The organism is Streptomyces lateritius, from assembly GCF_014649715.1.
Taxonomy (GTDB): domain Bacteria; phylum Actinomycetota; class Actinomycetes; order Streptomycetales; family Streptomycetaceae; genus Streptomyces; species Streptomyces lateritius.
Genome location: NZ_BMTO01000010.1, coordinates 293,748 through 319,008 on the forward strand (window position 1 = coordinate 293,748; position 25,261 = coordinate 319,008).

At 72.3% G+C, this 25,261-nt stretch carries 29 protein-coding genes; 12 read left to right on the forward strand and 17 right to left on the reverse strand.

The features are described 5' to 3' along the window. Positions 1-43: 43 nt before the first annotated feature. Positions 44-643 (reverse strand): flavin reductase family protein, encoded by a 600-nt coding sequence (locus IE136_RS22220; RefSeq protein WP_158985163.1) that lies wholly within the window; start codon positions 641-643, stop codon positions 44-46. A gap of 82 nt (positions 644-725) precedes the next feature. Between IE136_RS22220 and IE136_RS22225 the strand changes: the two genes are divergently transcribed. Both IE136_RS22225 and lnt read left to right on the forward strand, forming a co-directional pair. Further along, complete coding sequence (locus tag IE136_RS22225; protein WP_189601195.1) at positions 726-1,157, forward strand: nuclear transport factor 2 family protein; 432 nt, start codon at positions 726-728, stop codon at positions 1,155-1,157. Positions 1,158-1,198: 41 nt separating this feature from the next. Beyond that, entirely contained in the window at positions 1,199-2,926 is a 1,728-nt protein-coding gene (lnt, locus tag IE136_RS22230) for an apolipoprotein N-acyltransferase (RefSeq protein ID WP_189601196.1), read from the forward strand. On the opposite strand, the gene IE136_RS22235 is transcribed toward lnt, so the two are convergent. Beyond that, on the reverse strand, positions 2,850-3,755 hold the full coding sequence (locus IE136_RS22235) for a Gfo/Idh/MocA family protein (protein ID WP_158985167.1): 906 nt from the start codon (positions 3,753-3,755) through the stop codon (positions 2,850-2,852). The genes lnt and IE136_RS22235 overlap by 77 nt on opposite strands. Before the next feature lie 38 nt (positions 3,756-3,793). After that, the gene (locus IE136_RS22240; protein WP_158985169.1) at positions 3,794-4,981 is read right to left on the reverse strand and encodes an FAD-dependent monooxygenase; all 1,188 of its coding nucleotides are present in this window, start codon (positions 4,979-4,981) and stop codon (positions 3,794-3,796) included. 82 nt (positions 4,982-5,063) lie between these two features. On the opposite strand from IE136_RS22240, the gene IE136_RS22245 reads away from it, so the two are divergent. Continuing rightward, entirely contained in the window at positions 5,064-5,693 is a 630-nt protein-coding gene (locus IE136_RS22245; RefSeq protein WP_189601197.1) for a TetR/AcrR family transcriptional regulator, read from the forward strand. Positions 5,694-5,790: 97 nt separating this feature from the next. Then, on the forward strand, positions 5,791-6,258 hold the full coding sequence (locus IE136_RS22250; RefSeq protein ID WP_158985173.1) for a hypothetical protein: 468 nt from the start codon (positions 5,791-5,793) through the stop codon (positions 6,256-6,258). Between the two features lie 39 nt (positions 6,259-6,297). Here the strand turns inward: IE136_RS22250 and IE136_RS22255 are convergent, their stop codons facing one another. From IE136_RS22255 to IE136_RS22285, 7 genes are all read right to left on the reverse strand, one after another. Beyond that, positions 6,298-6,771, reverse strand: a complete 474-nt coding sequence (locus IE136_RS22255) for a tetratricopeptide repeat protein (RefSeq protein ID WP_158985175.1) — start codon at positions 6,769-6,771, stop codon at positions 6,298-6,300. Positions 6,772-6,876: 105 nt separating this feature from the next. Then, positions 6,877-7,560 (reverse strand): uracil-DNA glycosylase, encoded by a 684-nt coding sequence (gene ung, locus IE136_RS22260; protein ID WP_158985177.1) that lies wholly within the window; start codon positions 7,558-7,560, stop codon positions 6,877-6,879. An 80-nt stretch (positions 7,561-7,640) separates the two neighbouring features. Further along, the gene (locus IE136_RS22265; RefSeq protein ID WP_158985179.1) at positions 7,641-9,218 is read right to left on the reverse strand and encodes an ABC transporter substrate-binding protein; all 1,578 of its coding nucleotides are present in this window, start codon (positions 9,216-9,218) and stop codon (positions 7,641-7,643) included. Positions 9,219-9,366: 148 nt separating this feature from the next. Next, positions 9,367-10,134 (reverse strand): SDR family oxidoreductase, encoded by a 768-nt coding sequence (locus IE136_RS22270; RefSeq protein WP_158985181.1) that lies wholly within the window; start codon positions 10,132-10,134, stop codon positions 9,367-9,369. 31 nt (positions 10,135-10,165) lie between these two features. Further along, on the reverse strand, positions 10,166-10,927 hold the full coding sequence (gene fabG / locus IE136_RS22275) for a 3-oxoacyl-ACP reductase FabG (RefSeq protein WP_158985183.1): 762 nt from the start codon (positions 10,925-10,927) through the stop codon (positions 10,166-10,168). 166 nt (positions 10,928-11,093) lie between these two features. Then, entirely contained in the window at positions 11,094-11,477 is a 384-nt protein-coding gene (locus IE136_RS22280) for a DUF3037 domain-containing protein (protein WP_158985185.1), read from the reverse strand. Continuing rightward, positions 11,474-12,319, reverse strand: coding sequence for a HipA family kinase (locus IE136_RS22285; RefSeq protein ID WP_158985187.1), 846 nt, complete (start codon positions 12,317-12,319; stop codon positions 11,474-11,476). The genes IE136_RS22280 and IE136_RS22285 overlap by 4 nt, the downstream gene beginning before the upstream one ends. A 383-nt stretch (positions 12,320-12,702) precedes the next feature. Between IE136_RS22285 and IE136_RS22290 the strand changes: the two genes are divergently transcribed. Beyond that, positions 12,703-13,137 (forward strand): Rieske (2Fe-2S) protein, encoded by a 435-nt coding sequence (locus IE136_RS22290; protein WP_158985189.1) that lies wholly within the window; start codon positions 12,703-12,705, stop codon positions 13,135-13,137. On the opposite strand, the gene IE136_RS22295 is transcribed toward IE136_RS22290, so the two are convergent. Next, positions 13,124-13,783, reverse strand: coding sequence for a cysteine hydrolase family protein (locus tag IE136_RS22295; RefSeq protein WP_158985191.1), 660 nt, complete (start codon positions 13,781-13,783; stop codon positions 13,124-13,126). The two genes, IE136_RS22290 and IE136_RS22295, sit on opposite strands and share 14 nt — an antisense overlap. 133 nt (positions 13,784-13,916) lie before the next feature. Between IE136_RS22295 and IE136_RS22300 the strand changes: the two genes are divergently transcribed. Then, a complete protein-coding gene (locus IE136_RS22300) occupies positions 13,917-14,390 on the forward strand; it encodes a pyridoxamine 5'-phosphate oxidase family protein (protein ID WP_158985193.1) in 474 nt (157 codons plus the stop codon). Between the two features lie 40 nt (positions 14,391-14,430). Here the strand turns inward: IE136_RS22300 and IE136_RS22305 are convergent, their stop codons facing one another. Then, complete coding sequence (locus IE136_RS22305) at positions 14,431-15,336, reverse strand: LysR family transcriptional regulator (RefSeq protein WP_189601198.1); 906 nt, start codon at positions 15,334-15,336, stop codon at positions 14,431-14,433. A gap of 74 nt (positions 15,337-15,410) precedes the next feature. On the opposite strand from IE136_RS22305, the gene IE136_RS22310 reads away from it, so the two are divergent. Next, the gene (locus IE136_RS22310; RefSeq protein ID WP_189601199.1) at positions 15,411-16,460 is read left to right on the forward strand and encodes a DMT family transporter; all 1,050 of its coding nucleotides are present in this window, start codon (positions 15,411-15,413) and stop codon (positions 16,458-16,460) included. A gap of 60 nt (positions 16,461-16,520) precedes the next feature. On the opposite strand, the gene IE136_RS22315 is transcribed toward IE136_RS22310, so the two are convergent. After that, a complete protein-coding gene (locus tag IE136_RS22315) occupies positions 16,521-17,852 on the reverse strand; it encodes an aminotransferase class I/II-fold pyridoxal phosphate-dependent enzyme (RefSeq protein WP_189601200.1) in 1,332 nt (443 codons plus the stop codon). Positions 17,853-17,888: 36 nt separating this feature from the next. On the opposite strand from IE136_RS22315, the gene IE136_RS22320 reads away from it, so the two are divergent. Both IE136_RS22320 and IE136_RS22325 read left to right on the forward strand, forming a co-directional pair. Next, positions 17,889-18,551, forward strand: coding sequence for a pyridoxamine 5'-phosphate oxidase family protein (locus tag IE136_RS22320; protein ID WP_189601201.1), 663 nt, complete (start codon positions 17,889-17,891; stop codon positions 18,549-18,551). A gap of 9 nt (positions 18,552-18,560) precedes the next feature. Beyond that, positions 18,561-19,205 (forward strand): FMN-binding negative transcriptional regulator, encoded by a 645-nt coding sequence (locus IE136_RS22325; protein ID WP_189601202.1) that lies wholly within the window; start codon positions 18,561-18,563, stop codon positions 19,203-19,205. Between the two features lie 546 nt (positions 19,206-19,751). On the opposite strand, the gene IE136_RS22330 is transcribed toward IE136_RS22325, so the two are convergent. The 3 genes from IE136_RS22330 to IE136_RS22340 all read right to left on the reverse strand — a co-directional run bounded on the left by IE136_RS22330 (position 19,752) and on the right by IE136_RS22340 (position 22,520). Next, on the reverse strand, positions 19,752-20,690 hold the full coding sequence (locus tag IE136_RS22330; RefSeq protein ID WP_189601228.1) for a DMT family transporter: 939 nt from the start codon (positions 20,688-20,690) through the stop codon (positions 19,752-19,754). 196 nt (positions 20,691-20,886) lie between these two features. After that, complete coding sequence (locus IE136_RS22335) at positions 20,887-21,894, reverse strand: EamA family transporter (RefSeq protein WP_189601203.1); 1,008 nt, start codon at positions 21,892-21,894, stop codon at positions 20,887-20,889. A gap of 41 nt (positions 21,895-21,935) precedes the next feature. Further along, positions 21,936-22,520: a Clp protease N-terminal domain-containing protein gene (locus IE136_RS22340; RefSeq protein ID WP_229819019.1), complete on the reverse strand. Its 585-nt coding sequence runs from the start codon at positions 22,518-22,520 to the stop codon at positions 21,936-21,938. Positions 22,521-22,713: 193 nt separating this feature from the next. Between IE136_RS22340 and IE136_RS22345 the strand changes: the two genes are divergently transcribed. Beyond that, complete coding sequence (locus tag IE136_RS22345; RefSeq protein ID WP_158985207.1) at positions 22,714-22,923, forward strand: hypothetical protein; 210 nt, start codon at positions 22,714-22,716, stop codon at positions 22,921-22,923. 77 nt (positions 22,924-23,000) lie between these two features. Next, positions 23,001-23,429 carry a type II toxin-antitoxin system Rv0910 family toxin gene (locus IE136_RS22350; protein ID WP_158985209.1) on the forward strand — a complete coding sequence of 143 codons (429 nt, stop codon included), beginning with the start codon at positions 23,001-23,003 and terminating at the stop codon, positions 23,427-23,429. 92 nt (positions 23,430-23,521) lie between these two features. On the opposite strand, the gene IE136_RS22355 is transcribed toward IE136_RS22350, so the two are convergent. Next, entirely contained in the window at positions 23,522-24,175 is a 654-nt protein-coding gene (locus tag IE136_RS22355; RefSeq protein ID WP_189601204.1) for a PadR family transcriptional regulator, read from the reverse strand. A 222-nt stretch (positions 24,176-24,397) separates the two neighbouring features. Between IE136_RS22355 and IE136_RS22360 the strand changes: the two genes are divergently transcribed. Beyond that, positions 24,398-25,207 carry a PhzF family phenazine biosynthesis protein gene (locus IE136_RS22360; protein WP_189601205.1) on the forward strand — a complete coding sequence of 270 codons (810 nt, stop codon included), beginning with the start codon at positions 24,398-24,400 and terminating at the stop codon, positions 25,205-25,207. The last annotated feature ends 54 nt before the right edge of the window (positions 25,208-25,261 follow it).

Genomic DNA, 25,261 nt, shown 5'->3' on the forward strand with positions numbered 1-25,261 from the left:
CCGGCCACCGGGACCGGCCACCCGCCCCGGCTCGGGCCTCGGCTCAGTCCTCGGGGACGTACGGCACACGCGCTATCTCACGGATGCCGCCCAGCGTCCCCCACTCGTTCCCGCCGAGCCGGGTGAGCGGCCGCATCCGGGTGATCTCGGGGTGGCCGTCGGCCATCACGGACTCGTCCACCGCCGCGTGCACCACGCGTCCGAAGACGACGGTCGAGTCGCCGATCCTCAGGGTGCTGTGCAGCTCGCACTCGAGTGCCACGGGCGACTGCGCCACCCGCGGCGGCTTCACCCGCAGACTCGGCTCCCGCTCCACCCCGCAGGCGTCGAACTCTCCGATACCGCGCGGGAAGTCCGTCGCCGTCGCGTTGATCTGCTCGAACAGCGGCTCGGGCGCCAGGTTCACCACGAACGCCCCCGTGTCCTCGATGTTGCGCAGCGAGTCCTTGCGGCCGACCGAGGTGAACTGCACCACCGGCGGAGTCACCGACGAGATGGTGAAGAAGGAGTGCGGGGCGAGGTTGTCGGTCCCGTCGGCCGAGGTCGTGGAGATCCAGGCGATCGGCCGGGGGACGACGGTGGCGGTCAGCAGCCGGTAGAAGGTGTTCCGGTCGCTCTGGTCGGGATCGAAGTCGATACGCATGGCCAAAAGTATGACCGGTGAACGGCGGCGCCCCGCCCGCACGGCTCTTGGCCCCACGCCTCTCCTGCCCGACACTGAGCCGATGACGCAGCGCGTGGATCTCGCGACCGTGATGGACCGGATGGCCATCGACGACCTCGTCACCGGGTACGCGGTGGCCGTGGACGACTCCGACTGGGCGGCCTACCGCGCGCTCTTCACCGACGACGGCAGGGCCGACTACAGCGGCTCCGGCGGCACCGAGGGACCGGCGGCGGAGGCCGCCGACTGGCTGGCGGAGACGATGCGGCTCTTCCCCGTACGCCAGCACCTCATCGTCAACCGGCGTGTGACCCTCCACGGCGGGTACCCGGGCGACAGCGCCGAGGTGCACGCCGACTACGTCAACCCGATGCGGTTCGAGTCGGGCGAGGACTTCGTCTGCGGCGGGCGGTACAGCTTCGCCGCGGTGCGGACCGACGCCGGCTGGCGGCTCCGGTCCGTCGTCGTACGGGAGAAATGGCGCCGCTCGTAGCCGGCCGCGCGCACACTGGAGGCGACACCTGGAGGCGCGGAATGCGGTTTCCGTTCGGCCGACGCGGCAGGGCCACGGACGCGGCCGCCGGCACGGACGGCGGTACGCGGGCTCGTACGAGCCCCCGTGCCGGCGACGAGGCCGGCGCTGAGCCGAGCCCTGGCCCCCTGGCCGCCGATGCGGCCGGTCCCAAGGCCCCGTTCCACCGACCCGCCGTCCGCGCCGCGCTCGCCGTCGCCGCCGGGGCGCTGCCCGCGCTGGCCTTCCCCGCCCCCGCCCTCTGGTGGTTCGCCTACGTCGCGCTCGTCCCGTGGATGCTGCTGCTCCGCAGCGCCCCGACCGCCCGCCGGGCCGCCCTCGAAGGGTGGCTGGGCGGCCTCGGCTTCATGCTGGCCGTACACCACTGGCTGATGCCGAGCCTGCACGTCTTCATCCTCGTACTGGCGGGGCTGCTCGGGCTGTTGTGGGTGCCCTGGGGGTGGCTGGTACGGGCGATGCTCGGCGACGGTCCCTCCGGTGCGCGCGCCGTCGCTGCGCTCCTCGTCGTCCCCTCCGGCTGGCTGCTCGTCGAACTGGCCCGCTCCTGGGAGGGCTTGGGCGGCCCCTGGGGTCTGGTCGGCGCCAGCCAGTGGCAGGTGCCGCCGGCGATGCGGCTCGCCTCCGTCGGCGGTGTGTGGCTGGTGAGCCTGCTGGTGGTGGCGGTCAACACGGCCCTGACCCTGCTGGTGGTGTCGGCGGCGGCCGTACGGCTCACCGCTCTCGTCGGACTCGTCGTGTGCGCGCTCACCGTGGGCGTCGTGTGGTGGGGGGTGGGTCCCCCGCGTGAGCAGGGGACGGCTCGGATCGCGGTCGTCCAGCCCGGTGTGTTCGACGGACCGGGCGGCGCGGAGCGGAGGTTCGCCCGTGGTGAGCAGCTGACGCGTGGGCTCGCCGGCCAGGACCTGGACCTGGTCGTCTGGGGCGAGAGCAGTGTCGGTTCCGATCTGACGGCCCGTCCCGACCTCACCGCCCGGCTGGCCGCCCTCGCGCGCACGGTGGACGCGCCGGTCCTGGTCAATGTGGACGCCCGCCGCTCCGACCGGCCGGGCATCTTCAAGAGCAGCGTGCTGATCGGGGAGCGGGGTCCGACGGGAGAGCGGTACGACAAGATGCGGCTGGTGCCGTTCGGCGAGTACGTGCCGGCGCGTACGGTCCTGGGCTGGGTGACGTCGGTGGGCAAGGCGGCGAGCGAGGACCGGCGGCGGGGTACGCAGCCGGTGGTGATGAACCTGCCGCCGATCGAGGAGGGCGTCCCGGAGCTGCGGATCGGGCCGCTGGTCTGCTTCGAGTCGGCGTTTCCGGACATGACCCGGCGGCTCGCCCGCGACGGCGCCGATCTGGTGATCGCCCAGTCGGCGACCTCGACCTTCCAGGACAGCTGGGCGCCCGCGCAGCACGCCTCGTTGGGGGCGCTGCGCGCGGCGGAGTCCGGCCGCCCGGTGGTGCACGCGACGCTGACCGGCGTCAGCGCGGTGTACGGCCCGGACGGCACACGGATCGGGACTCCGCTCGGCACCGATCGGAGTGCGGCGAGCGTCTACGAGCTGCCGCTCGCCGGAGGGACAACCGGCTATGTCCGGTACGGCGACTGGCCGTTGCACGGAGCCCTGACCGTCCTGGCGGCCCTGTGCGCCGCCGAGGGCATGGGGGCGCTCAGGAGGCCTGGGTCAGGGCCTCACGCACCACGCGCTCGCAGAGTTCGTGGGTCGTCAGCGCGTCCCGAGCGCTGAGCCGCCGGCCGGCCCGTACGGCGTCGAGGAAGGCGAGGACCGCCTGCTCGATGCCGCGCTGGCGGGCGACCGGCACCCAGTCCCCACGCCGCCGGACGGTCGGCTGTCCCTTGTGGTCCACGACGTCCGCGAGGTTGAGGACCTGGCGCTTGGTGTCCCGGCCGGAGACCTCCAGGATCTCCTCGGTGGAGCCGTTCATCCGGTTCATCATGCCGATGGCGGTGAAACCGTCGCCGGAGAGCTGGAGTACCACGTGGTGCATGAGACCGTCGCGGATCCGCGCCCGTACGTCCGTGTGCTCGACCTCTCCCGGCAGCAGGAAGCGCAGGGTGTCCACGACGTGGATGAAGTCGTCGAGGACGAGGGTGCGCGGGTCCTCGGGGAGGCCGATCCGGTTCTTCTGCATGAGGATCAGGTCGCGCGGGTGCTCCAGGCACTGCGCGTACCCCGGTGCCAGGCGGCGGTTGAAACCGACGGCGAGGCTCACCCCGCGCTCCTCCGCGAGCGCCACGAGCCGCTCGGACTCGGCGTATTCGTAGGCGAGCGGCTTGTCGACATACGTCGCCACGCCGGCTTCGAGGAGCCGGGCGACGATCTCGGCGTGAGCGGCGGTCGGAGCGTGCACGAAGGCGGCGTCGAGGCCGGCGGAGAGCAGCGAGTCGAGGTCGCCGTGGCGCCGCGCGGCCGGCACGTGGTGGGTCTCGGCGATCCGGTCGAGAGTGGTCCGCGTGCGCGTCTGCAGATGGAGTTCGACGCCGGGAAGGGCGGTGAGGACGGGGAGATAGGCCTTCCGCGCGATGTCGCCGAGTCCGATACAGCCAACCTTCACGGGGTCTCCTTCGCTCTACGTCCGCCCTGCTCGGCTGGTCAGCTTACGCGGGGCCGTTCGGCGGCCGTCGGGGGCCGCCAGTCGGCGATGCCGTCGAAACCGCGCAGCACCAGACCGGGGCCGAAGCGGGAGACGGCGGCGATCAGCCCGTCGCGCAGGGCGACGGCGGGACGGGCGGAGAGGAGCGTGAGCCGGCCGACGCGGGCCGCCTTGCGGACGATCGCCGTGGTGCGCGGGAGCCGGTCGGCGGTGTACGCGGCGAGGGCGCGGCTCGGCAGCGGTTCGCGCCCCGCGTGGTGGGCGAGGACGACGGCGTCCTCGATGGCCTGATTGCCGCCCTGGCCGAGGGTGGGCTGCATGGCGTGGACGGCGTCGCCGAGCAGGGCGACCCGGCCGCGGTGGAAGGCGGGCAGCGGTTCCGGCATGTGGTGGACGTCGTGGCGCAGGACGCCGGCCGGGTCGGTGGCGGCGAGGATGTCGGGGACCGGGTGGTGCCAGTCGCCGAAGAGGCGCAGGAGTTCGGCCTTCTCGTCGTCGGGCGCGTGGGCACCGGCGGGGGCGGCGGCCATCGCGTAGGCGTAGATCCTGCCGTCCTTGAGCGGCTGGGTGCCCCAGAGGCGGCCGGCTCCCCACGTCTCGTGCGGGGCGAAGGGCCGGTCGGGGGAGGGGACGACGACGCGCCAGGTGGTGAAGCCGGAGTAGCGCGGCCCCGGGTGGTGGGGGAACAGGGCGCGGCGGACCGTCGAGTGGATGCCGTCCGCGCCCAGGACGAGTGCGGCCTCGATCTGCCCGTCGGGGGTGGCGACGACGGCGGGCCGTCGGTCGTCGCCGGGGTCGGCGAGGGAGGCGGTCAGGCCGGTCCGTACGACTCCGGCGGGGAGGGCGGAGATGAGCAGGTCGACGAGGGTGGCGCGGTGCAGCAGCACGAGCGGTCCGCCGAAGCGGGCCGCGGCGGCCTTGGCGCTGGTACGGGCGAGCCAGCGGCCGTCGGGGGCGCGCATACCGCCGTCCCCCTGCCAGGCGGACAGTTCGCGGACGCGGTCACCGAGACCGATGACGTCGAGGGCGCGCTGGGAGTTGGGGGCGAGGCCGATGCCGGCTCCGACGGGGGTGAGGGCGGCGGCGCGCTCCAGAACGGTCACGTCCCAGCCCTGCTGGTGTAGGGCGACGGCGGCGGTGAGCCCGCCGATTCCGGCTCCGACGACGACGGCACGGTGCTGGTCCATGACTGCTCCCTCGGCGACTACATCTGTAGTGACACAGCGACAGTACTACAGGCGTAGTCGGCTGGGTAGTAGGTTGTCCTCCATGACCGCACGCACCCCTGAACCGGCCTCCTCCGGCGCGGCCACCCCGGCCACCCCGACCGCCTCCCGGGCCGAGCGGATCGGCGACGCCGCGCTCGACCTCCTCGTCGAACGCGGGATGCGCGGCCTCACGCACCGGGCTGTCGACGAGCGGGCGGGACTGCCGCAGGGGTCGACCTCCAACCACGCCCGCACCCGCCAGGCACTGCTCGAGACGGCGGTCCGGCGCCAGGTCGAGCTGGAGTCCCGAGTCCTCACCCCGCACGAGATGCCGGGCCCCGGCAGCGACGCCGGGGCCCTGGTGGACGCCCTCGCCCTGGCCCTGTACCGCTACCTCACCGACCACCGGGCGCTGCTCGTCTCGCGCTACGAACTCGCCCTCGAAGCCACCCGCCGCCCCGAACTGCGCACCTTCTTCGACGCGGCGGGTTCGGCGTTCCACGGCCCTCTGATCGCGATGATGACGAACGCGGGCTCCCCTGCCCCCGAGCGCCACGCCCTCTCCCTGATCGCCTGGAGCGAGGGCCTGATGTTCTCCTGCGTGGCGGGCTCGTTCCACTCCTCCGTGCCAAGTCTCACCGAACTGCGCACGGGCTTCGCGGAGTTGCTGCGCGGCATGCTCGGCACATGAACGCCGGCTGTCACCCTGATCTCGGGCATCACCCGTGTGGGGCATTCCCCGTCGGTAGGGGCGCGAAGATCACCGACGGAGCAGCAGAGTTGCGCGGGTGCATGGAACGAGAACCACAGTGAAGATCCTGGTCGGGGTGGCGGTTGCCACGCTCTCCGGCTGCGTGTCGGTGGAGACGGCGCCTCCGGCAGCCCCCACGTATCCCAACGAGGTCAGCCGGCCCATCCAGGACGTGGCACCGCAGATCGTCGAGGGCCCGGCCCGTGAGGCGCTCGAAGCGGCGCTCCCCGCGCCCCCTCCCCCGTCGCCCCGCGTCACGACGGAGCAGGAGAAGCGGGATCAGGAACAGAAGCGGCAGAGCGGCAAGGGGAAGGCGAGGGGCAAGGACAAGGACACCGCGCGGACGGCCGAGGAGCGGCCGTCGTCCGTTCCGCACGGACACCGGCGCGGTCCGGGAGCCAAGCCGCCCGCGTGGGCCGACGTCTGCGACCTGGGCGAGCGGTACGGAGGGTGGGGTCGCGACAGCGACCAGGCGAAGATCTGCCGGGACGCGTACAAGAAATGAGCCCCGCCGGGACGCCCCCGTCCGGCCGCGGTGCCGGTGTCACCGCGCCCGGAGCCGTACCTCCAGGCGCTCGATGGCGGCGCGCACCCCGTTGCCGTACCCGTCGTCCTCCAGCACGTCCGACGCGGCGCGGGCGCGGTCAAGATGGGTCCGCGCCGCGTCGGGCCGCTGCAGTTTCACGTAGTCGGCGGCGAGGTTGAGATGCAGCGAGGGGTAGAGGGCACGCAGCGCCACCGCCGAGCCGTGCGCGGCGAGCCGGTCCTCGTCCACCCCCTCGGCCGCCAGCAGGGCCCGCAGATCCCAGGCCAGCTCGGCGTCCGGGTCGTCCTGCACGTCGGCCATGCAGTGCGCGAGCGTGCAGCGGTGCAGAGGGTCTCCGTCCGGGCCGATCTGCTCCCACAGCTCCCCGAAGCGGTTGCGCGCCTCTTCGCGGTCCCCTCCGTGGAGGAGCATCATCGCCTGCCCGATCCGGGTCATGACGCCGTCGTCCGACACCTGCTGCTGCTCGGTCACTGCGGCCTCCACGCACTCTGTCGTCCAGAGAGCCGACGCTAGCCGCAGCGACCTCCGATCCGGCACAGGCTCGGGCGGCGCCCCGCTCCTGTCAGCCGGGCGGGCTCAGCCCAGGTTCGGGATGCGCCAGTCGATCGGCTCGTGGCCCTGGGCCGCGATCGCCGTGTCGATCTGCGTGAAGGGGCGGGATCCGAAGAACTTCTTCGCCGACAGCGGCGAGGGGTGCGCGCCCTTCACCACGACGTGCCGCTCCTCGTCGATCAGCGGCAGCTTCTTCTGCGCGTAGTTCCCCCACAGCACGAAGACCGCGGGGTCGGGCCGCGAGGCCACCGCGCTGATCACGGCGTCCGTGAACTTCTCCCAGCCCTTGCCCTTGTGGGAGTTGGCCTCGCCGGCGCGGACGGTGAGGACCGCGTTGAGCAGCAGGACGCCCTGCTCGGCCCACGGCATGAGATAGCCGTTGTCCGGCACCGGGTGCCCGAGCTCCTCCTGCATCTCCTTGTAGATGTTGCGGAGGGAGGGCGGGGTCTTGACGCCCGGCCGCACGGAGAAGCAGAGGCCGTGCCCCTGGCCCTCTCCGTGGTACGGGTCCTGGCCGAGGACCAGGACCTTCACCCTGTCGTAGGGCGTCGCCGCGAGGGCGGCGAAGACCTCCTCACGCGGCGGGTACACCGGCCCCTTGGCCCGCTCCTCCTCGACGAACTCGGTGAGCTGCTTGAAGTACGGCTTCTGCAGCTCGTCGCCGAGGACGCCGCGCCAGGATTCGGGCAGCATGTCGGTGTCGGTCACGTCAACAACCTCCGGTAGGCCTTCGTTCGTACGATCACAGAACCTACCGGGGGCCACTGACAACGGAGGAGCCGGTTCTTCTACCAGCTGGCCCGGCGGTTGAGCTCCCACATCTGCATGACGGTCTGCGGGTCGAGGGCGCGCTCCGCGCCGCCGATGTCCTCGCTTGCCGCGATGTAGAGCTTGCCCTGCCACAGGGGGAGCAGCCGGACGTCCTGCACCATGAGTTCCTGGGCCTTCTCGAACTCGTCGGTGGCCGCGCCGCGGTCGCTCTCGCGCCGGGACTTCGGGAGCAGCTGGTCGGTGATCTCGGGACGCACGTACGGCGTGCCCAGCACGTTCTGCTTGCCGACGAACGGGGCGACGAAGTTCTCGGCGTCCGGGAAGTCGGGGAACCAGCCTCGGCCGAAGACCGGGTACTCGCCCTTCTGGTAGCCGGCCTGGAAGTCCTTCCACGGCTTGCCGCGCAGGGTGATCTTGAAGAGCCCCGACGCCTCGAGCTGCCGCTTGAGCTCGGCGAACTCGAGGGCGGTGGCCGAGCCGTACCGGTCGGTGGTGAACCAGAAGGTCAGCTCGACGGGGTCGGTGATCCCCGCGTCGCGCAGGATCGTGCGGGCCTTGGCGGCGTCCGGCGTGCCGAAGCGGTCGAAGAACTCGGTGGTGTGGCCGGCGATGCCCTTGGGGACCATCGAGTACAGCGGCTCCGCCGTGCCCTGGTACACCTTGGCGACCAGCGCCTCGCGGTCGACGACCTGGGCGATCGCCTTGCGGACGGCGGACTTGGAGACGGAGGAGTCCTCGGCGTTGAAGACGAGGTAGCGGATGTCGGCGCCGGTGGACTCGACGAGCTGGAGTCCCTTGTTCTCCTCCTTGTCCGCCTGGAGGTCGACGACCTCCTCGGCGGTGAGACCGCGGTAGGTGGCGTCGATCTCCTTCTTCTTCAGCGCGGTGACCATCGCCTCGGACTCCTTGAAGTACCGAATGGTCACGCCGCCGTTCTTGCGGTCGGCGAACCCCTTGTAAGTGGGGTTCTTCGTCAGCTCGGCCTTCTCGCCCTCGGTGTACTCGTCGAGGACGTACGGGCCGGAGCCGACGAGCTTGCCGTCCTCACGGAGCTTGTCCTCCGGGTACTCGGCCGGGTCCACGAGCGACATGGCCGGGGTGGCGAGGACGAACGGGAAGGTGGCGTCGGGCTTGTTCAGCCGGAAGACGATCGTGCGGTCGCCGACGGTCTCGATCGTGTCGAGGGAGCCCAGCATGCCGTTGGGTCCGCCGTCGACGTCGATCTTGCGAATGCGCTCGATGGAGTACTGGACGGCCTTGGCGTCCAGCTTGTGCCCGTTCGAGAATTGCAGGCCCTCGACGAGCCGGCACTCGAAGATCCGGCTGGAGGTGTCCTTGAATTTACAGTCGGCGGCGTCCGACTGCGGGGTGGTGCTTCCGGTCGGGAAGCTCACCAGCGTCTGGAAGACATTTCGGAACAGCTCCCAGGAATTGTCCCAAGCGGCTGCCGGATCGAGCGTGGTCGGAGAACTCGTCGTGCCGACGACGATTCTCTGCTCCCCAGCGGATTCGGCGTCCGAAAACACGCCACATCCGGACACCAGGGATATGGACGCAAGGGCTGCAGCGGCCTGCAGACTGGTCCGGTTGAACACGTGCACGCTCCTCGTTCAGCCATGGGTCGGCCGACCATACCGCAGCGCCCCGCCAGGTCAATGTTCGACCCTGGCGGGGCACTTGGCGCAATCGGCGTATAACCGGGTGCAAACCGGTCAGGAATTCAGGAAAGTGTCCGGATATCGGTCACCCGACACCGGCGTTGAGGAAAATCCCCCCGTCGACCACGAGGGTCTGGCCTGTGATCCAGTCCGACTGGTCGGAGGTGAGGAAGGCCGCCGCCCCGCCGATGTCCTGCGGGACGCCGAGCCGGCCGAGCGGGTACGCGGCCGCCGCCTCGGCCTCGCGGCCCTCGTAGAGCGCCTGGGCGAACTTGGTCTTAACGACCGCCGGAGCGATGGCGTTGACCCGGACCACCGGTGCGAATTCGTGCGCCAGCTGAAGGGTCAGATTGACCATGGCGGCCTTGCTCATCCCGTACGCGCCGATGAACGGCGAGGCGGAGATGCCGGCGACCGAGGCGATGTTCACGATCGCGCCGCCGTGGTCCTTCTGCCAGGCGCGCCAGGTCTGCTGGGCGAAACCGAGCGCGGAGATCACGTTCGTCTCGTAGACCTTGCGGGCGACATTCAGGTCGAGTTCCGCGATCGGTCCGAAGACGGGGTTGGTCCCGGCGTTGTTCACCAGGAAGTCGACCCGTCCGAAAGCCTCCATCGTCGCGGTGACCGCGGCGGCCTGGTGGACCTCGTCGTGGGCCTTGCCTGCCACGCCGATGACCCGGTCGGAGCCGAGCTGCTCGACGGCCTCCTTGAGGGCCTCCTCGCCGCGCCCGGTGATGCACACCCGGTCGCCCCGGGCGACGAGCGCCTCGGCGATGCCGTAGCCGATGCCCCGGCTGGCGCCGGTGACCAGAGCGACCTTGCCCGACAGCTCGGGCGGTTCCTGCGTGCTCATGTCCGTATCCTTCCCCTTGTCCGCTCTCGCGTCAGTTGAGCGGTCCGCCGGCCACGTACAGGACCTGGCCGGAGACGAAGCCGGCGTCGTCGCCCGTGAAGAAGGCGATGGCGTTGGCGATGTCCTCCGGCTTGCCGACCCGCTGGACCGGGATCATGGAGGCGGCCGCGGCCTGGAAGTCCTCGAAGCCCATGCCGACGCGCTCGGCGGTCTGGGCGGTCATCTCGGTGACGATGAAGCCCGGGGCGACGGCGTTGGCCGTGATGCCGAACTTGCCGAGCTCCTTGGCGAGCGTCTTGGTGAAGCCCTGGAGGCCCGCCTTGACGGCGGAGTAGTTGGCCTGGCCGCGGTTGCCGAGCGCCGACGAGGAGGAGAGGGAGACGATCCGGCCGAAGCCCGCGTCGACCATGTGCTTCTGACAGGCCTTGGCCATCAGGAAGGCACCCTTGAGGTGCACGTTCATGACCGTGTCCCAGTCGGACTCGCTCATCTTGAAGAGCAGGTTGTCACGGAGCACGCCCGCGTTGTTGACGAGGATCGTCGGAGCGCCGAGCTCGGTGGCGACGCGGGCGACCGCGGCCTCCACCTGGGCGCTGTCGGAGACGTCGCAGCCGACGGCGATGGCGGTGCCACCGGCGTTGGTGATCTTCTCGACGGTGTCCTTGCAGGCAGCCTCGTCGAGGTCGAGTACGGCGACGGCGCGGCCCTCCGCTGCCAGCCGTACCGCGGTCGCGGCGCCAATGCCCCGCGCCGCGCCGGTGACGACGGCTACGCGCTGCTCGGTGGTGGACATGCTGGTTCTCCTCGCCCTTGGATCATCCCTGAATGCGGCCCACACGGTACGTCCCGCACATGAGCGACCGCTTAGTACCTTCCGCAGACGAGACGCTAGAAGCCCTGGCACCCGGTGTCAACGGCCCGCCGGGTGCACCCGATCACTCCGCGCCGCAGTGGCGGGCTCAGCGCACCAGCAGATCGAGCAGCCTTTCGACCTCGGCCTCCGGATCCGCGGTGAGACCGGTGTGCACCGGGCCGGGCTGGACGACCGTGGAGCGGGGCGCGATCAGCCAGCGAAAACGCCGTCCCGCGTCGTCCCGGGCCGCTTGTCCGGCGTCGTCGCCGCCGAGGCAGACGCCCTCGACGGCCCTGAGCGCGGCCCGTACCCCCACCACGTCCGCGCCGGGGTCGAGCGCCGTCAGCTTGGCCTCGTCCAGATGGGTGCGGGCGGCGACGAAGGACTTGGCCCGGCAGTAGACCACCACGCCCGCGTTGAAGAACTCGCCGCGCTCGACGCGCGGCACGACGCGCAGGAGCGCGTACTCGAAGACGTCACGGTCGGTCACGCGGTGCGGTCCTTCTGGGTGGAGTGCTGCCGGGGGGCCAGGCGGTCGGCGAGCCAGCCGGGCGGCTGCGCGGGCTGGCGCTCGGTGCGCGGCCCCAGGGTGATCCGTTCGTGGATCGTCGCGGCGCGCGAGAGCAGCGCCTGCACGTAGGCATCGCGCAGCGCGTCGGTCGTCTCGAAGCCGGGCTCGTCGACCAGCCACTCGTCGGGGACGTCGGCGGCGACCTCGTCGAGCAGCTCCCGCGTCACCAGCGGCGCCAGTTCGGCGGAGGCGGACGCGACGTCCGGGCCGAACGGGGCGAGGGCATGGTCGGAGGCGTCGTACGGCTTGGCAGCGGACGCCTGGACGCCCGGCCAGTTGTGGTGCCAGATCATGGTGGCGCCGTGGTCGATCAGCCACAGGTCGCCGTGCCAGACCAGCATGTTCGGATTGCGCCACGACCGGTCGACGTTGTTGATCACCGCGTCGAACCAGACGACCCTCCCCGCCTCCTTCGGGTCCACCTCGTAGGCGAGCGGGTCGAACCCCAGCGAGCCGGGCAGATAGTCCATCCCGAGGTTGAGACCACCGCTCGCCTTGAGCAGCTCCTGCACCTCCTGGTCGGGCTCGGAGAGCCCGATGACCGGGTCGAGCTGAATGGTGACCAACTCGGGCACCCGCAGCCCGAGCCGCCGGGCGAGCTGTCCGCAGATCACCTCGGCGACGAGGGTCTTGCGTCCCTGCCCCGCGCCGGTGAACTTCATGACGTAGGTGCCGAGATCGTCGGCCTCGACGATCCCGGGGAGCGAGCCGCCCTCACGCAGAGGCGTGACATAGCGGGTCGCTGTCACTTCTGTAAGCATCGTCCCAGGCTATCCATTCATCCAGCCTTACGATCGAAGAGGCCCGACTCTCCCCTTTAACCCCTGACTTGGCAGCCAGGACTCCTCAGGAGAATTCGGTGAGTTCCAGTCGGCGACCGCCCCGGACATACCCCCGGCGGGACCCGGTCACCCGGCTGGATGAGTGACTCCGGTGTTTGTGCTGGCCGCGACCATGGTGAAGGGCGCCCGTTGGCGAGCCGGCGAACGACCAGGTGCAGACGGTCTTCGTTGCGGGGCCGGTTCACCGGGCATGGGCGGCGGTGTGGACGCCGCCGGGTGTTTGAACGTTTCGCGCCGCCCTCCCGTACTCATCCCTGACACAGTGGCCGGGTCGATGCGACCGGAACCTCAAGGGGAGCGCTATGAGTGAAGTGGCACGCCGGACGGTGGTATCGGCGGCGGGCGGCGCGGGTCTGGTGGCGGTTCTCGCCGCCTGTGGCGGCGGCTCGGACGGCAAGGCGGGCAGCAGCGGCAGCGGGGGCGGTTCGGCCCCGGCGACCGGGGAGGCGGGCGCGCCCCTCGCCAAGACCGCGGACATCCCGGTCGGCGGCGGCAAGGTGCTCGCCGACCAGGGCGTGGTCATCACCCAGCCGACGGCCGGCCAGTTCAAGGCCTTCTCGTCCAAGTGCACCCACCAGGGCTGCGCCGTCAGCGGAGTCAGCGACGGGGTCATCACCTGCCCCTGTCACCAGAGCCTCTTCGACGCGTCCGACGGCAGCGTGAAGGGCGGCCCCGCCACCACTCCCCTGCCGCCCACTCCGATCAAGGTCGACGGAGACGCGATCACGCTCGCGTGACGCGCCGCGTGCTCTTCCAGCAGCCCAGCACCTCCTCGGTGGTGGTGACGGTCGAGACGAGCGCGAGCGTGTGGCGGATCATCGCGGGGGTGTAGTCGGCGGGCACCCCCGCGATGGCATCGCTCGGCACGACCACGGTGTAGCCGAGGTTCACCGCGTCGAAGACCGCGTTCGGGACGGCGACGTTGGCCGAGACGCCGGTGACGACGAGGGTGCGGCAGCCGAGGTTGCGCAGCAGCGGGTCCACGTCGGTCCCGGCGAGGGGCGAAAGGCCGTGCAGGCGCCGTACGACGAGGTCCTGGTCCGCGACCTCGATGGGCTCGGCGATCCGTACCGCCGCGCTGCCGCTGTGCTGCTGCACGGGAAGCCGGGCGGCGGCCCGGAACAGCCGGGCGTTGCCGTTGGCGCCGCGACCGTCGGGCCGCCGCTCGGCGACCGCGTGCAGCACCTGCACTCCGGCCTCGTGCGCGGCCGCGACCAGCCGGGCGACGTTGCGCAGGGCGCCGGACGAACGGGCCGCGGCGGCCAGCTCGGGCAGCGCGCTGTCGCGGCCGACGACCCCCTCCTGGCACTCGACGGTGAGCAGCACCGTGCCGACCGGGTCGAGCTCCTCCTGAAGCCGCCCCCACCGACTCGTCGTCGTCATCCCCTCATCCCCCTCCAGCCGCCAGGTCCACTCCGGGCGGGCGAGGCTAGCCACCCTTGCCCCAGGAGGGAAGAGCCTCCATGATTCCTGACACCCCATCAGAGATGTCGGGATTACCGGAAGAGGGCAGGCGATGACCGTCACACAGCGCCGTGGGCGCCGGATCATGATGACCCCGGCCGAGCTGGACACCTTCCTCGGCGAACAGCGCACCTGCCGGGTCGCGACCGTCTCCGACGACGGCCGGCCGCACGTCGGCGCGCTCTGGTTCGCCTGGGACGGGGCCTCGCTGTGGCTCTACTCGATCATCCGGAGCCGCCGTTGGGCGGAGCTGCGCGCCGACCCCCGGATCGCCGTGGTGGTGGACGACGGCGAGGAGTACGGAGAGCTGCGCGGCGTGGAGCTGTCGGGGACCGCGGTCTTCGTCGGGGAAGCCCCGCGCACCGGCGAGCCCTGCCCCGAACTCGAAATCCCGGAGCGGCTCTTCGCCACGAAGAACTTCGGCCTGGACACGATGCCGCACGACGGCCGGCACGCCTGGCTGAAGCTGACCCCGGACGCCGTCGTGTCCTGGGACTTCCGCAAGCTGGCCACGCTGGGCGGCTGAACTCCGGCCCGCCGCTTGCGCTTCCCGGCCGGTCACCGGTTCAGCTGTTCAGCCGCTCCCCGACGCCCCGCAGCGCCTCGACCGCCGCTCGGATGGACGGTCTCCGGTCGGCGTCGGTGCGCCATGTCGCGTAGATGTGCCGCCGCATCTTCTGCCGTACGGGCACGTAGGCGATCCCTTCCAGGGCCTGTCCCCGCCCGAGCCGCGGGGTGACGCAGACACCGAGCCCCGCCGCGATCAGCGCGAGCTGGGTGTGGTGCTCACCGGCGAGGTGGGCGATGCGCGGCTCGATGCCATGGGAGCGCAGGGTGAACATCAGCCAGTCATGGCAGAACTCGCCCTCCGGCCAGGAGACCCACTCCTCGTCGCCGAAGTCCACCAGGTCCACCTCGTCCCGCCCCGCCAGCGGATGATCGGCGGGCACGGCGACGTCCGCGGCGTCGTCCAGGAGGTGGGCCCGTTCCAGTCCGCCCGGCACCGGCGCCCGCTTGTTGCTCCAGTCCAGGACGATCGCGAGATCGGCGTCGCCCCGCAGCACCTCGCGGATGCCCTGCTCCGGTTCCAGCTCGACGGTCTTCACCCGCAGTTCGGGGTGGGCGGTGCGCAGCGCGCCGAGGGCTCCGGGGAGCAACCCGCGCGCGGCCGTGGGGAAGGCCGCGATCCGCACCTCGCCCACCACCTGGCCGCGTTGCGCCTCGATGTCCGCCTGGGCGAGCTCGACCTGGGAGAGGATGCGCGCGGCGTGCTCGGCCAGGAGCAGTCCGGCGTCGGTGAGCCGCACGCCTCTGCCGTTCTTGGCGAGCAGTTGCTGGCCGATCTCGCGCTCGAGCTTGGACAGTTGCTGCGAGACGGCCGAGGTGGTGACGTGCAGGCCGTCGGCCGCGCCGCTGACCGAGCCGTGCCGCGCGACGGCGTCGAGGGTACGCAGGCGCTCCAGGTTCAACATGTAAGCGATACTAAGCGAACGGCTCCAATTAATCTCGCTTGTTCTACGAGATAGCAGCCGTCACGCTGAAGGGCATGAGCTCCGCCGCCCCGTCCAGGGACCTGCCGACCCCCACGCCCGCCACCCCGTCCGTCGCCCCTCCCGCCGCGACCACCGCAGCCCCCCGCCGCCGTGCGCTCGACTGGCGCATCCGGTTCGGCGTGCTGGCCCTGATCTGGGGTTTCAGCTTCCTCCTCATCAAGGTCGGCACGGCGGGGTTCGCACCGTTCCAGGTGACCCTGGGCCGCCTTCTGTTCGGTACGGCGGTGCTGGCCGTGGCCATGGTGGTCAGGCGCGAACGGCTGCCGCGGGGCGCCCGCACCTGGGGCCATCTCGCGGTCGCGGCGTTCCTGCTCAACGCCTTGCCGTTCTCTCTGTTCGCGTACTCCGAGCTGACCATCCCCTCGACGCTCGCGGGCATCTGCAACGCCACGACGCCGCTGTGGGGCATGCTGTTCTCACTGGTCGCCCTCTCCGAGGACCGCCCGACCCGGGTGCGCGCGGCCGGCCTGGGCGTCGGCTTCATCGGGGTCCTGACCGTACTGGGCGCCTGGCAGGGCTTCACGGGGCTCGACGTCACGGGGACGGCGATGGCACTGCTCGCCTCCTTCAGCTACGCCGTCGGCTGGATCTACGTCCGTCGCACGCTGACCGGGACGGGCGCCTCGCACCTCTCCCTCGCGGGTTCCCAGGTAGGCCTGGGGGCGGTGCAACTGGCGGTGGTGACCCCTCTGTTCACCTCCATGCCGTCCTCGATCGAACTCGTTCCGCTGCTCGCCGTGATCGCCCTCGGTGCGCTGGGGACGGGGTACGCGATGCTGCTCCAGTACGGCGTGGTCGCGGAGGTCGGCCCGACGACGGCGGCGATGGTCACGTACTTCATCCCGGTGATCGCGACGGCGGCGGGTGTCGCCCTCCTGGACGAGCAGCTCAGCTGGAACACCCCTGTCGGCGCCGCGATCGTCCTGGCCGGCGCGGCTCTGACCCAGACCAACGGCCCCGTCCGCCGCACCGCCGCCCCGGCGGAGCCTCCCGCGGCGGATCTCCCCGGGGCGAAGCAGCCGGCACCGGCCCGCCACCCGTAGGCACCGGAGGGGGCGGCCGTTCCGAATCGGCTCCCTCCTCCGCCACCCCCGCTCTCGTCCTCAGCCGTAACTCCGCGCCGGTGCCGGGCCCGCCGCCGCCGCGAGCGCGTCGGCCAGCGGCTCGATGTCGCTCGCCGTCAGCCCCGAGACGGTCACCCGCACCGCCGGCCCCGCGTTCATACGGAAGCGTGCGCCCGGCGCCACCGCCCAGCCCGCCCCCAGCAGCCGCGTCACCGCACCCGTCTCGTCGGCCACCGGCACCCACACGTTCATCCCGCTTCGCCCGTGCGCCTCGACGCCGCGCCGTTCCAGGGCCCGTACGAGCCCGTCACGAGGCTCCGCGTACGCGCCGGCGACGGCCGCCGCGTCCACCGCCCCCGTCGCCCACAGGTGTGCGACCGCGCGCTGCAGCAGTCGGCTGACCCACCCGGGGCCCAGCCGCTGCCGCCCGAGCACCCGGTCGACCGTCACCGCGTCGCCGGTCAGCGCGGCGATCCGGAGGTCCGGCCCGTGTGCCTTGGCGACAGAGCGCACCATCGCCCAGCGGTCGGTCACCCCCGCCAGCGGGTGGAGGGGAAGGTCGACGATGCCGTGGCCGTGGTCGTCCTCGATGAGCAGAACGTCCGGGTGGGCGGCCAGGACCTGGCGCAGTTCCTCCGCCCGGGCGGCGCCGATCGCCGCGCCGGTCGGGTTCTGCGCGCGGTCGGTGACGATCACCGCCCGTACGCCGCTCCGGAGCGCCCGCGCCATCGCCTCCGGCAGCGGACCTTCGTCGTCGACCGTCATCGGCACCGGCCGCAGTCCCAGCGCCGGAATCAGGTCGAGGAGGCTCCCCCACCCAGGGTCCTCGACGGCGACGGCGTCCCCCGGCCTGAGGTGGACGGCGAGGACCCGTTCCACCGCGTCCAGCGACCCGGAGGCGACGGCGACCGGCCCGTCCGGGACGCCGTCCGCATCCAGGGCGGCACGGGCGATCCGGGCGAAGCCCTCGTCGACGGGGGCCTCTCCGTACAGCCCGGGCCGCTCCGCCTCGCGCCGCGCGGCCTCGGCGAGCGCCGGGCCGAGCGGGGGCAGCAGGCCGGGGTCCGGGTTGCCCTTGCTCACGTCCCGTACACCGGCCGGAGCGTCCACGAGGATGGACCCGCGCGCGGTGGTGGCGGGCCTCGGGCGCACCCGGCTGCCGCGCCGCCCGTCCGTCTCGATGACCCCGCGCTCCCGCAGGGTCCGGTACGCGGCGGCGACCGTGTTCGGGTTCACTCCGAGGGTCAGCGCCAACTCCCGCATGGGCGGCAGCACTTGCCCCGGTACCAGCTCACCCGCGCCGACCCCTCGCTCCACGCTCGCGGCGATCTCCGATGCGCGACGCCCTTCGATCCGATACTCTCCTAGCACAAACGACATTATGCACTAGTGCAATAGGAAGGGCAAATGACGGACTTCTACGAGCCGACCGAGCGGACCATCCCCACCCGCTCCCGCGAACGCGCCGCCTACGACCGCGCGTTGGTGCACTCGATACTCGACGAGACATACGTCTGCCACCTCGGCTTCGTCCGCGACGGAGCTCCCGTCGTGCTTCCGACCCTGTACGCCCGGGCCGGCGACCGCCTCTACGTGCACGGCTCCACCGGCTCGCGCCCCCTGCGGACGGCGGGCACGGGCACCGAGGCGCCGGGCCTCCCCGTCTGCCTGACCGTGACCCATGTCGACGGTCTCGTGCTCGCCCGCTCGGCGTTCCACCACTCGATCAACTACCGCTCGGTGGTGGTCCACGGGACCGCCCACCAGGTCACCGACCCCGAGGAGCGGCGCACCGCCCTCGACGCCCTGGTGGACCACGTCGTCCCCGGCCGGTCCTCCGACTCCCGCCCGGCCAATGCCAAGGAGCTCGCCGCCACCGCGGTGCTGCGCCTGGACCTGGAGGAGGTCTCGGCGAAGGTCCGCACCGGCGGCCCCAACGACGACCCGGAGGACGCTGCGCTGCCCCACTGGACCGGTGTCGTCCCCGTACGCAAGGGTTACGGCACGCCGATCCCGGCCGACGACCTGGACCCGTCCGTCGCCCTGCCCGCCTACCTCTCCGCCGTCTGAGGCCCCGCCGTGCTGATCCATCCCTGGGACGCCGCCCATGACGCCGGCGAGTGGCGCGACTGGCTGGCCCGCCACGACTTCGGCCAGCTCGCCGTCAACGGACTGCCCGGCGAACCGCCGTGGGTCCAGCCGATGCACTTCCGCTACGACTCCGGGCCCGGCCCGTACGGAACCGTGCTCGCCCACCTCGCGCGCCCGAACCCGCTGTGGCGCGCGCTGGAGGAGAACCGGGCGGTCGTCCTGAGCGTGGTCGACGACTACGCCTTCATCCCGGGCCCGTGGTCGGCCCCCGAGGGGACCCCGCCCGAACACGGGACTCCGACGTCCTTCTACGCGGCGGTCCAACTGGTCTGTACGGCCCACGTGGTGGACGACCCAGCGGAGAAGGCGGAACTTTTGAACCGCCAGGTCGCCCACTTCCAGCCCGAGGGCGGTACGGCCCCGGTCACGCCCGGGGAGTCCCCCTTCGGCCGGCTCCTCCCGGGCCTGCGGGGCCTGCGCCTCGACGTGACCGGCGTCCGCGCCAAGTTCAAGTACGCCAACCAGAAGCCGGAGCTCGTCCAGCACCGAATCGCCGAGGCCCTCACCCACCGCAACGCCCCCGGCGACCTCCAAGCCCACACCCACCAACTCCGCCGCCGCCCACCCCGCTGACCTGGGCCGCCTCCGGCAGCGCGCGTCCGCCCCTCCCCCCCAGCTGTCCGCCCCCGCGAGGGGTGCAGGACGGCAGCAGCGGCCACACGGCCCGCCGCCCCGCAGTGCCGGGGCGCCCACACGGCCCGGTGCCCGCCCAGACCAGCCCTGGAGAACCGGGTGGCCGCGCGAGCTGTGACCCCACGGGGCCGGGACCGCCACACGGGCCAAGGGCCCACAGGCCCGCGCCCCACAGGACCGGCTGGCCGCACGAGCTGCTGACCCCCGCAGGGCCGAGGCCGCCACACTGGCCAAAGACCTACAGGCCAGCGCCCCACAGGCCCGCGCCCCCACACGACCGGCCGGCCGCACGAGCTGATGGCCCCGCAGATCGGCGACGCCCCGCAAGGGTGCGGCGGCGCCCGAAGTGCCCCGCCGGGCCGGAGGGGCCCCGAGGGGCGGCGACCCGCGCAAGCCGGGCGGGGCCCCGAGGGCCACCCACACCGGCGCCCGCGCCCCCGGCCCCGCGGCCCCGCCGCGGAGCCGAGCGCGTCCCCGAACCGCCCTCTACACCGCCACGACCGCCTCTCTCCGCCGCTCCGCCGCCCCGCGGGCCTCGGCCGTGGCGAGGCCGGACACTGCCGCCAGGAGCAGGAGCGTGCCGGTCACCGTGGCGCCGGTGAGCTGTTCGCCCAGGAGCGTGACGGCGATGGCCGCCGCGCTCACCGGCTCGAGGAGCATGATCACGGAGACGGTCGCCGCGCGGACCACGGCCGCGCCCGCGAAGTACAGGGCGTACGCGAGCGCCGTCGGCACCGCCGCCACGTAGACCAGCAGTCCGACGACCTGCATCGGCTCCGCCGTGTGCGGCAGGATCCCCTCCACCGCCGCCATCGGCAGCAGCCCGACGGAGCCGATCGCGAAGGCCCACGTCGTCGTCGACAGCGCGTCGGACGCCCCGCCGTCCCGCCCCAGCCACCGGGTGAGCAGCGTGATCGCCGCGTACCCGGCCGCGGAGACCACCGCGAGGGCCACGCCGAGCGGCCGGACGTCGCCGGACTCCCCGCCCAGGACGAGGACGGCGAGTCCGGCGAGCGCGCCGATGACGGCGGCCGCGCCGCCGCGCCCGAGCCGTTCGCCCATGGTGAGCCGGGCGCCGAGCGCGATCAGGACGGGTCCGGCACCGAGCGTGACGACGGTGGCGACGGCCAGCCCCGTCGCCTGGACGGCGGCGAAGTACGCGCTTTGGAAGAGGGTCAGCCCGGTCCCCGTACCGAGGATCCGGAGGAGCCGCCGCCGGCGCGGTTCCAGGGTCACGACGACCCTGCGGGGCCGCAGCGCCCGCGCCCCGAGCAGCAGCACCAGGCCACCGGCGCAGCGCCAGAAGGACAGCGCCAGCGGACCCATGTCGCTGATCCGGAACATCAGCGAGGCCGCGGCACCGGCCGTGCCCCAGGCGATTCCGGCGACGATCAGATAAAGGAGACTCCGCCCGACGGCAGGCATGGCTGCCGCGGACGCGGAGGAGGAATTCGACACGTGCTTCTCCGTGTGAAGACGGGGTGATGTGGTCGCTCGACTCCGCAGGCGGGCAGCGACGAACCGCTCGGGGAACTGCCCGAGCCCGGTCTTCGTCAGGGAGAGTGGCCGCCCGCGCTAGGCGACGGGAGGCGGGAGTACGGTCGAAGGCATGATCGTCACCCTAGGGGGCGGCCCGGTCTCCGGACAACTCGGATACTGACCCGCCACGCCCGGCCGCGGGCCCCGAAAGCGCCTCCGAGCCCGCCACCGGCTCCGCCACCGCCACCTTCGGCGCCGACGACTGGGCGATGAACGCACCGATCAGGACCACGGCGCCACCCAGGATCTGCGGGGCCGCGAGGTGCTCCCCGAGGAGCACCCACGCCAGCACGGTGGCGATCACCGCCTCCAGGCACGCCACGACACCGGCCACCTGGGGTGAGAGCCGCCGCACCGAGACGATGCCGGTGACGTAGGCGAGGACGGTGGCGATCAGCACGATCCAGCCGAGCAGGAGCCAGGCGGGTACGCCCGTAGCGTTCATGGCGGCGTCGCCGGCGAGCACCGAGAAGTCCATCCCCCACGGCCGGGCCACGACGGTGAGCACGAGGGCGCCGATGAGCAGTCCGTACGCGATGACGCCCAGCGGGTCGGCCGGGTCGGACTCGTCGCCACCGTGGTCGGAGAGGACGAAGTAGCCGACCTGGCAGCAGGCGGCGCCGAGCGCGAGCAGCAGCCCGATCAGATCGAAACTCAGCCCCGACCACACCTGCACGACGCAGGCGAGGCCGCCGACGGCGAGCACGACACCGAGCGCGGCGGCGCGCGTCACGGGCCGGCGCTGGACGAAGCGGACCCAGCCGAGGACGAGGGCGGGGGCGAGGTACTCGATGAGCAGGGCGACGCCGACCGGGATCCGGGAGATCGACGCGAAGTAGCAGGCCTGGACGCCCGCGACGGCGAGCAGGCCGAAGCCGGCGAGAAGTGCGGGCTTGCGCCGCGGCAGGTCCCGGTGGCGCCAGGCCACGGGCAGCATGACGAGGGCGGCTCCGGCCACCCGGAGCCATACGACATGGAGCGGGTCGAGGCCCGCCTCGATGAGCGGCTTGGCCGCCACACCTGAACCACCGAATGCGAAGGCCGAGGCCAGGGCTAGTCCCAGGCCGGCGCTTCTTCCCTGCGCGTGCATCCGGACATGATGGCAGGGCGCCGTCAGGTGCGTAACCCCCGTTACACCTGTTGAGACAGCTCGCCGATCCGATCGGCCAGGACGAGCGGGTCGACGCCCGCGCGGCGCAGGACTTCGACGGCGCGACAGTCCGGATCGGCCGTGAGTGCGGCGAGCAGATCGAGACCGCGGACGCGTGGGTCACCGCGCAGCGCGGCTCGCTCCCGCGCGCGGGCCAGCGCCGTGGCCGCCGAGGGCGACCAGCCGGCCGCGGCCGCCTCCGCTTCCCGTACGACGCAGCGGGCCCCTGAGTCCTCGACCGAGCGCTGCCAGCGCAGCCCGTATCCGATGGACCGCTGGACGAGGTAGCCGAGCACGCGCGCCGGCTGGGCCTGGCCACCGAAGGCGGGGCCGACCTCGGGGTCGGACTCGACGAGGGAGTGCAGCAGGTGGGCGGTGTCGATCTGCCGGTCCCCGCCCCGCAGCGCTCTGCGGCGCGCACCGGCCGCGACCACGGCGAGAGCGGCGGTGGCGAGCGCGGCGGTAGCGGCCGGGCCCCCTCGACGTCCGCGCGCCGGGCGGCGACGGTCTGCCGCGGCAGGCGCGCCGCCGGGAAGAGGGGCGGGACAGGGGACGGGACTTTGCACCCTCCCACCTCATCAGGTCGGGGCGGCCGGAACATCACCGTGGAGAAGCACGTGCGCATCCCACCGGAGTCGGGCACGGACGTGCGGTTCTCCTCCTCGCGGAGGAGATCGGGGGGCTTCGGCCTCGGGGCGCGCGCCGCCTTGCTTCACACCCCGGCCGCAACCACGCCCCCTCCCGTTTCGCCTCCCGGGTATGTTCTGGATGGTCGCGCTGCTCGCATTCGACGGGCGGCAGTACGTCTACCGCGTGTACGCGCCGCGGGAAGCGCTGCCGGCCGACCTCTTCTGGGCCGCGTTCCACTGCCACGAGGAGACCGGCGGGCCCCGGGCCTCCGACCGGTTCGACGCCGCGCGGATGTGGTGGATCGGTGACACAGAAGAACTGACGGTTCATCAGTATTGAATGTTGACGACCACCCGGCTACGTTCCGCGACACCGGATCCCGACGACGACACGTGAACGCGTGGAGGGGTGGTCGCATGGCCGAAGTCAGTGCCGAGGCGCGGATCGACGCGCCGACCGAGAAGGTCTGGGCCCAGCTGACGGACTTCACCTCGTACGGCGAGTGGAACGCCACCCACACGAACTTCCCGAACGGCGGCCCCGCCACGCTGGAGGAGGGCGCCACCTTCGCCGAGAACATGAAGCTGATGGGGTTCCCCGCGGAGGTGACGTGGACGGTCGAGGAACTCGAGACGACCCGGGTGCTGGCGATCCGCGGCAAGGGCCCGATGGGCGTCAACGTCGGTACCCGCTACTCGCTCGCGGCGGACGGGGAGGCCACGACCCTCCGGATCGACGGGGAGTTCACCGGCGCGGCCGTCTCGCTGATGGCGGGCAAGCTGAAGGACTCCGCCACCGCGGCGCTGAACGAGTCGCTGCGCAAACTGGCCGGCCTGGTGACCTGACCCCCGCGCGCGAGCGACGACCGGCTCCGTACGAGGAGGGGCCCTGCGGCGCGTCGCCGCAGGGCCCCTCCTCGCCGTCTCGTCCCGTCCGGTCAGTGCTCGTCGGCCAGGATCAGGTACAGCTTCTTGCGGGCCTCGTTGATGACCTCGACCGCCTTCCGCCGCTGGTCGGCACTGCCGGTCTTCCAGACCTGCCCGAACGCCTCCATCAGACCGAAGCCGGCCTGTCGGATCTCGTTCAGCGCCTCCCAGTCGACACCGCGCCCGGCGTCCTCCCAGGGGGCCTCCGGCCCCGACTCGGCCTCGGCGCGGCCGGCGTCGGTGAGCGTGAACAGCTTCTTGCCGCCCTCACTCTCGCTGGCGATGAGGCCCTCGTCCTCGAGGAGCTGCAGGGTCGGGTAGACGGAGCCCGGGCTGGGCTTCCACGCCCCGCCGCTGCGCTCGCCGATCTCCCGGATCATCTCGTAACCGTGCATCGGGCGATCCTTCAGCAGGGCGAGGATCGAGGCGCGCACATCTCCGCGTCGCGCCCTGCCCCCGCCGCGGCCACGCCCGCCCCCGAAGGGGCCTCCCCCGAAGGGTCCGCCGCCGAAGCCCGGCCCGAAGGGGCCGAAGGCGGCGCGCCGCCGCTCGAAGTCACCGCGGTCGAACTCCCCGCGGCCGAACGCGCCGCGTCCGAAGTCGCCCCGACCGCGAGGGCCGGGTCCGCAGTCTCCATGTCCGTGTTCGTGTCCATGTGAACGCATCGCAACGCTCCTTCCATCGGGTACATCGTCGAACTGTCGCGATGCCTCAACGATATATCGGAACACTTCTTGTGCCAAGTGTCCCGCACCACGGGATCGACCTCAGGAGCGACCCAGAGACGGCCCCCGGACCGGTCCAGAGACGAGCCGACCCCGGACCGGGTCCACTCCCCCGGAATTGGCCTTGGCCTGCGGCTTCGCCCCGCCGGTACGGTCCCTGACATGCGGATCCGAATCGTCGACGCCTTCACCGACCGTCCCTTCTCCGGCAACCCGGCAGGGGTTCTCCTCCTCGACTCCTTCCCGGACGACCACTGGCTCCAGAAGGTGGCCGCCGAGGTCAACCTCTCCGAGACCGCCTTCGCCCACCCCCTCCCGGCGGGCGGCGAGGCCGACTGGGCCCTGCGCTGGTTCACCCCGTCCACCGAGGTCGACATGTGCGGCCACGCCACGCTCGCCACCGCGCACGTCCTGCACACCACCGGGCTCGCCACCGGGACGGTCCGGTTCGCCGCCCGCTGCGGCATCCTCGGCGCCACCGCCGAGGACGACTCCACCATCACCATGGACTTCCCGACCTCGTCGCTGACGCCTGTCACGGCTCCGGACGGCCTGGCGGAGGCGCTGGGCACGGAGGTCGTGTCCGTCCACGGCACCGCGGCCCACATCGGCGACCTCGTCGTCGAGCTGCGCGACGAGGCCGCCGTCCGCTCCCTCGACCCGGACTTCGCCGCCCTCACGCACCTCTCGGAGCGGGGCGTCATAACCACCGCCGCCGCCGAACGGCCCGAGCGCGGCTACGACTTCGCCTCCCGTTGCTTCTTTCCCCGCGTCGGCATCGACGAGGACCCGGTCACCGGCAGCGCCCACACCGCCCTCGCCCCGTTCTGGTCGGCGCGCCTCGGCCGCGACGAGCTCACCGGCTTCCAGGGCGGCGCCCGCACCGGCATCGTCCGCACCCGCCTGCACGGCGACCGCACCCTGCTGACCGGCCACGCGGTCACAGTCATCGACGGCGAGCTGCACGCCTGACCCGGCCCGCACCCCCACCCCCCGCACCCCGCACACGACGAAGGGGCGTACGGC

What these genes read in the sequence shown, in the direction of transcription:
- IE136_RS22220 (WP_158985163.1), bottom strand. Translation starts at nt 643, where the DNA reads ATGCGTATCGACTTCGATCCCGACCAGAGCGACCGGAACACCTTCTAC.
- IE136_RS22225 (WP_189601195.1), top strand. Translation starts at nt 726, where the DNA reads ATGACGCAGCGCGTGGATCTCGCGACCGTGATGGACCGGATGGCCATC.
- lnt (WP_189601196.1), top strand. Translation starts at nt 1,199, where the DNA reads ATGCGGTTTCCGTTCGGCCGACGCGGCAGGGCCACGGACGCGGCCGCC.
- IE136_RS22240 (WP_158985169.1), bottom strand. Translation starts at nt 4,981, where the DNA reads ATGGACCAGCACCGTGCCGTCGTCGTCGGAGCCGGAATCGGCGGGCTC.
- IE136_RS22245 (WP_189601197.1), top strand. Translation starts at nt 5,064, where the DNA reads ATGACCGCACGCACCCCTGAACCGGCCTCCTCCGGCGCGGCCACCCCG.
- IE136_RS22270 (WP_158985181.1), bottom strand. Translation starts at nt 10,134, where the DNA reads ATGAGCACGCAGGAACCGCCCGAGCTGTCGGGCAAGGTCGCTCTGGTC.
- fabG (WP_158985183.1), bottom strand. Translation starts at nt 10,927, where the DNA reads ATGTCCACCACCGAGCAGCGCGTAGCCGTCGTCACCGGCGCGGCGCGG.
- IE136_RS22285 (WP_158985187.1), bottom strand. Translation starts at nt 12,319, where the DNA reads ATGCTTACAGAAGTGACAGCGACCCGCTATGTCACGCCTCTGCGTGAG.
- IE136_RS22290 (WP_158985189.1), top strand. Translation starts at nt 12,703, where the DNA reads ATGAGTGAAGTGGCACGCCGGACGGTGGTATCGGCGGCGGGCGGCGCG.
- IE136_RS22295 (WP_158985191.1), bottom strand. Translation starts at nt 13,783, where the DNA reads ATGACGACGACGAGTCGGTGGGGGCGGCTTCAGGAGGAGCTCGACCCG.
- IE136_RS22300 (WP_158985193.1), top strand. Translation starts at nt 13,917, where the DNA reads ATGACCGTCACACAGCGCCGTGGGCGCCGGATCATGATGACCCCGGCC.
- IE136_RS22305 (WP_189601198.1), bottom strand. Translation starts at nt 15,336, where the DNA reads ATGTTGAACCTGGAGCGCCTGCGTACCCTCGACGCCGTCGCGCGGCAC.
- IE136_RS22310 (WP_189601199.1), top strand. Translation starts at nt 15,411, where the DNA reads ATGAGCTCCGCCGCCCCGTCCAGGGACCTGCCGACCCCCACGCCCGCC.
- IE136_RS22320 (WP_189601201.1), top strand. Translation starts at nt 17,889, where the DNA reads ATGACGGACTTCTACGAGCCGACCGAGCGGACCATCCCCACCCGCTCC.
- IE136_RS22330 (WP_189601228.1), bottom strand. Translation starts at nt 20,690, where the DNA reads ATGCCTGCCGTCGGGCGGAGTCTCCTTTATCTGATCGTCGCCGGAATC.
- IE136_RS22335 (WP_189601203.1), bottom strand. Translation starts at nt 21,894, where the DNA reads ATGCACGCGCAGGGAAGAAGCGCCGGCCTGGGACTAGCCCTGGCCTCG.
- IE136_RS22345 (WP_158985207.1), top strand. Translation starts at nt 22,714, where the DNA reads ATGTTCTGGATGGTCGCGCTGCTCGCATTCGACGGGCGGCAGTACGTC.
- IE136_RS22350 (WP_158985209.1), top strand. Translation starts at nt 23,001, where the DNA reads ATGGCCGAAGTCAGTGCCGAGGCGCGGATCGACGCGCCGACCGAGAAG.
- IE136_RS22355 (WP_189601204.1), bottom strand. Translation starts at nt 24,175, where the DNA reads ATGCGTTCACATGGACACGAACACGGACATGGAGACTGCGGACCCGGC.
- IE136_RS22360 (WP_189601205.1), top strand. Translation starts at nt 24,398, where the DNA reads ATGCGGATCCGAATCGTCGACGCCTTCACCGACCGTCCCTTCTCCGGC.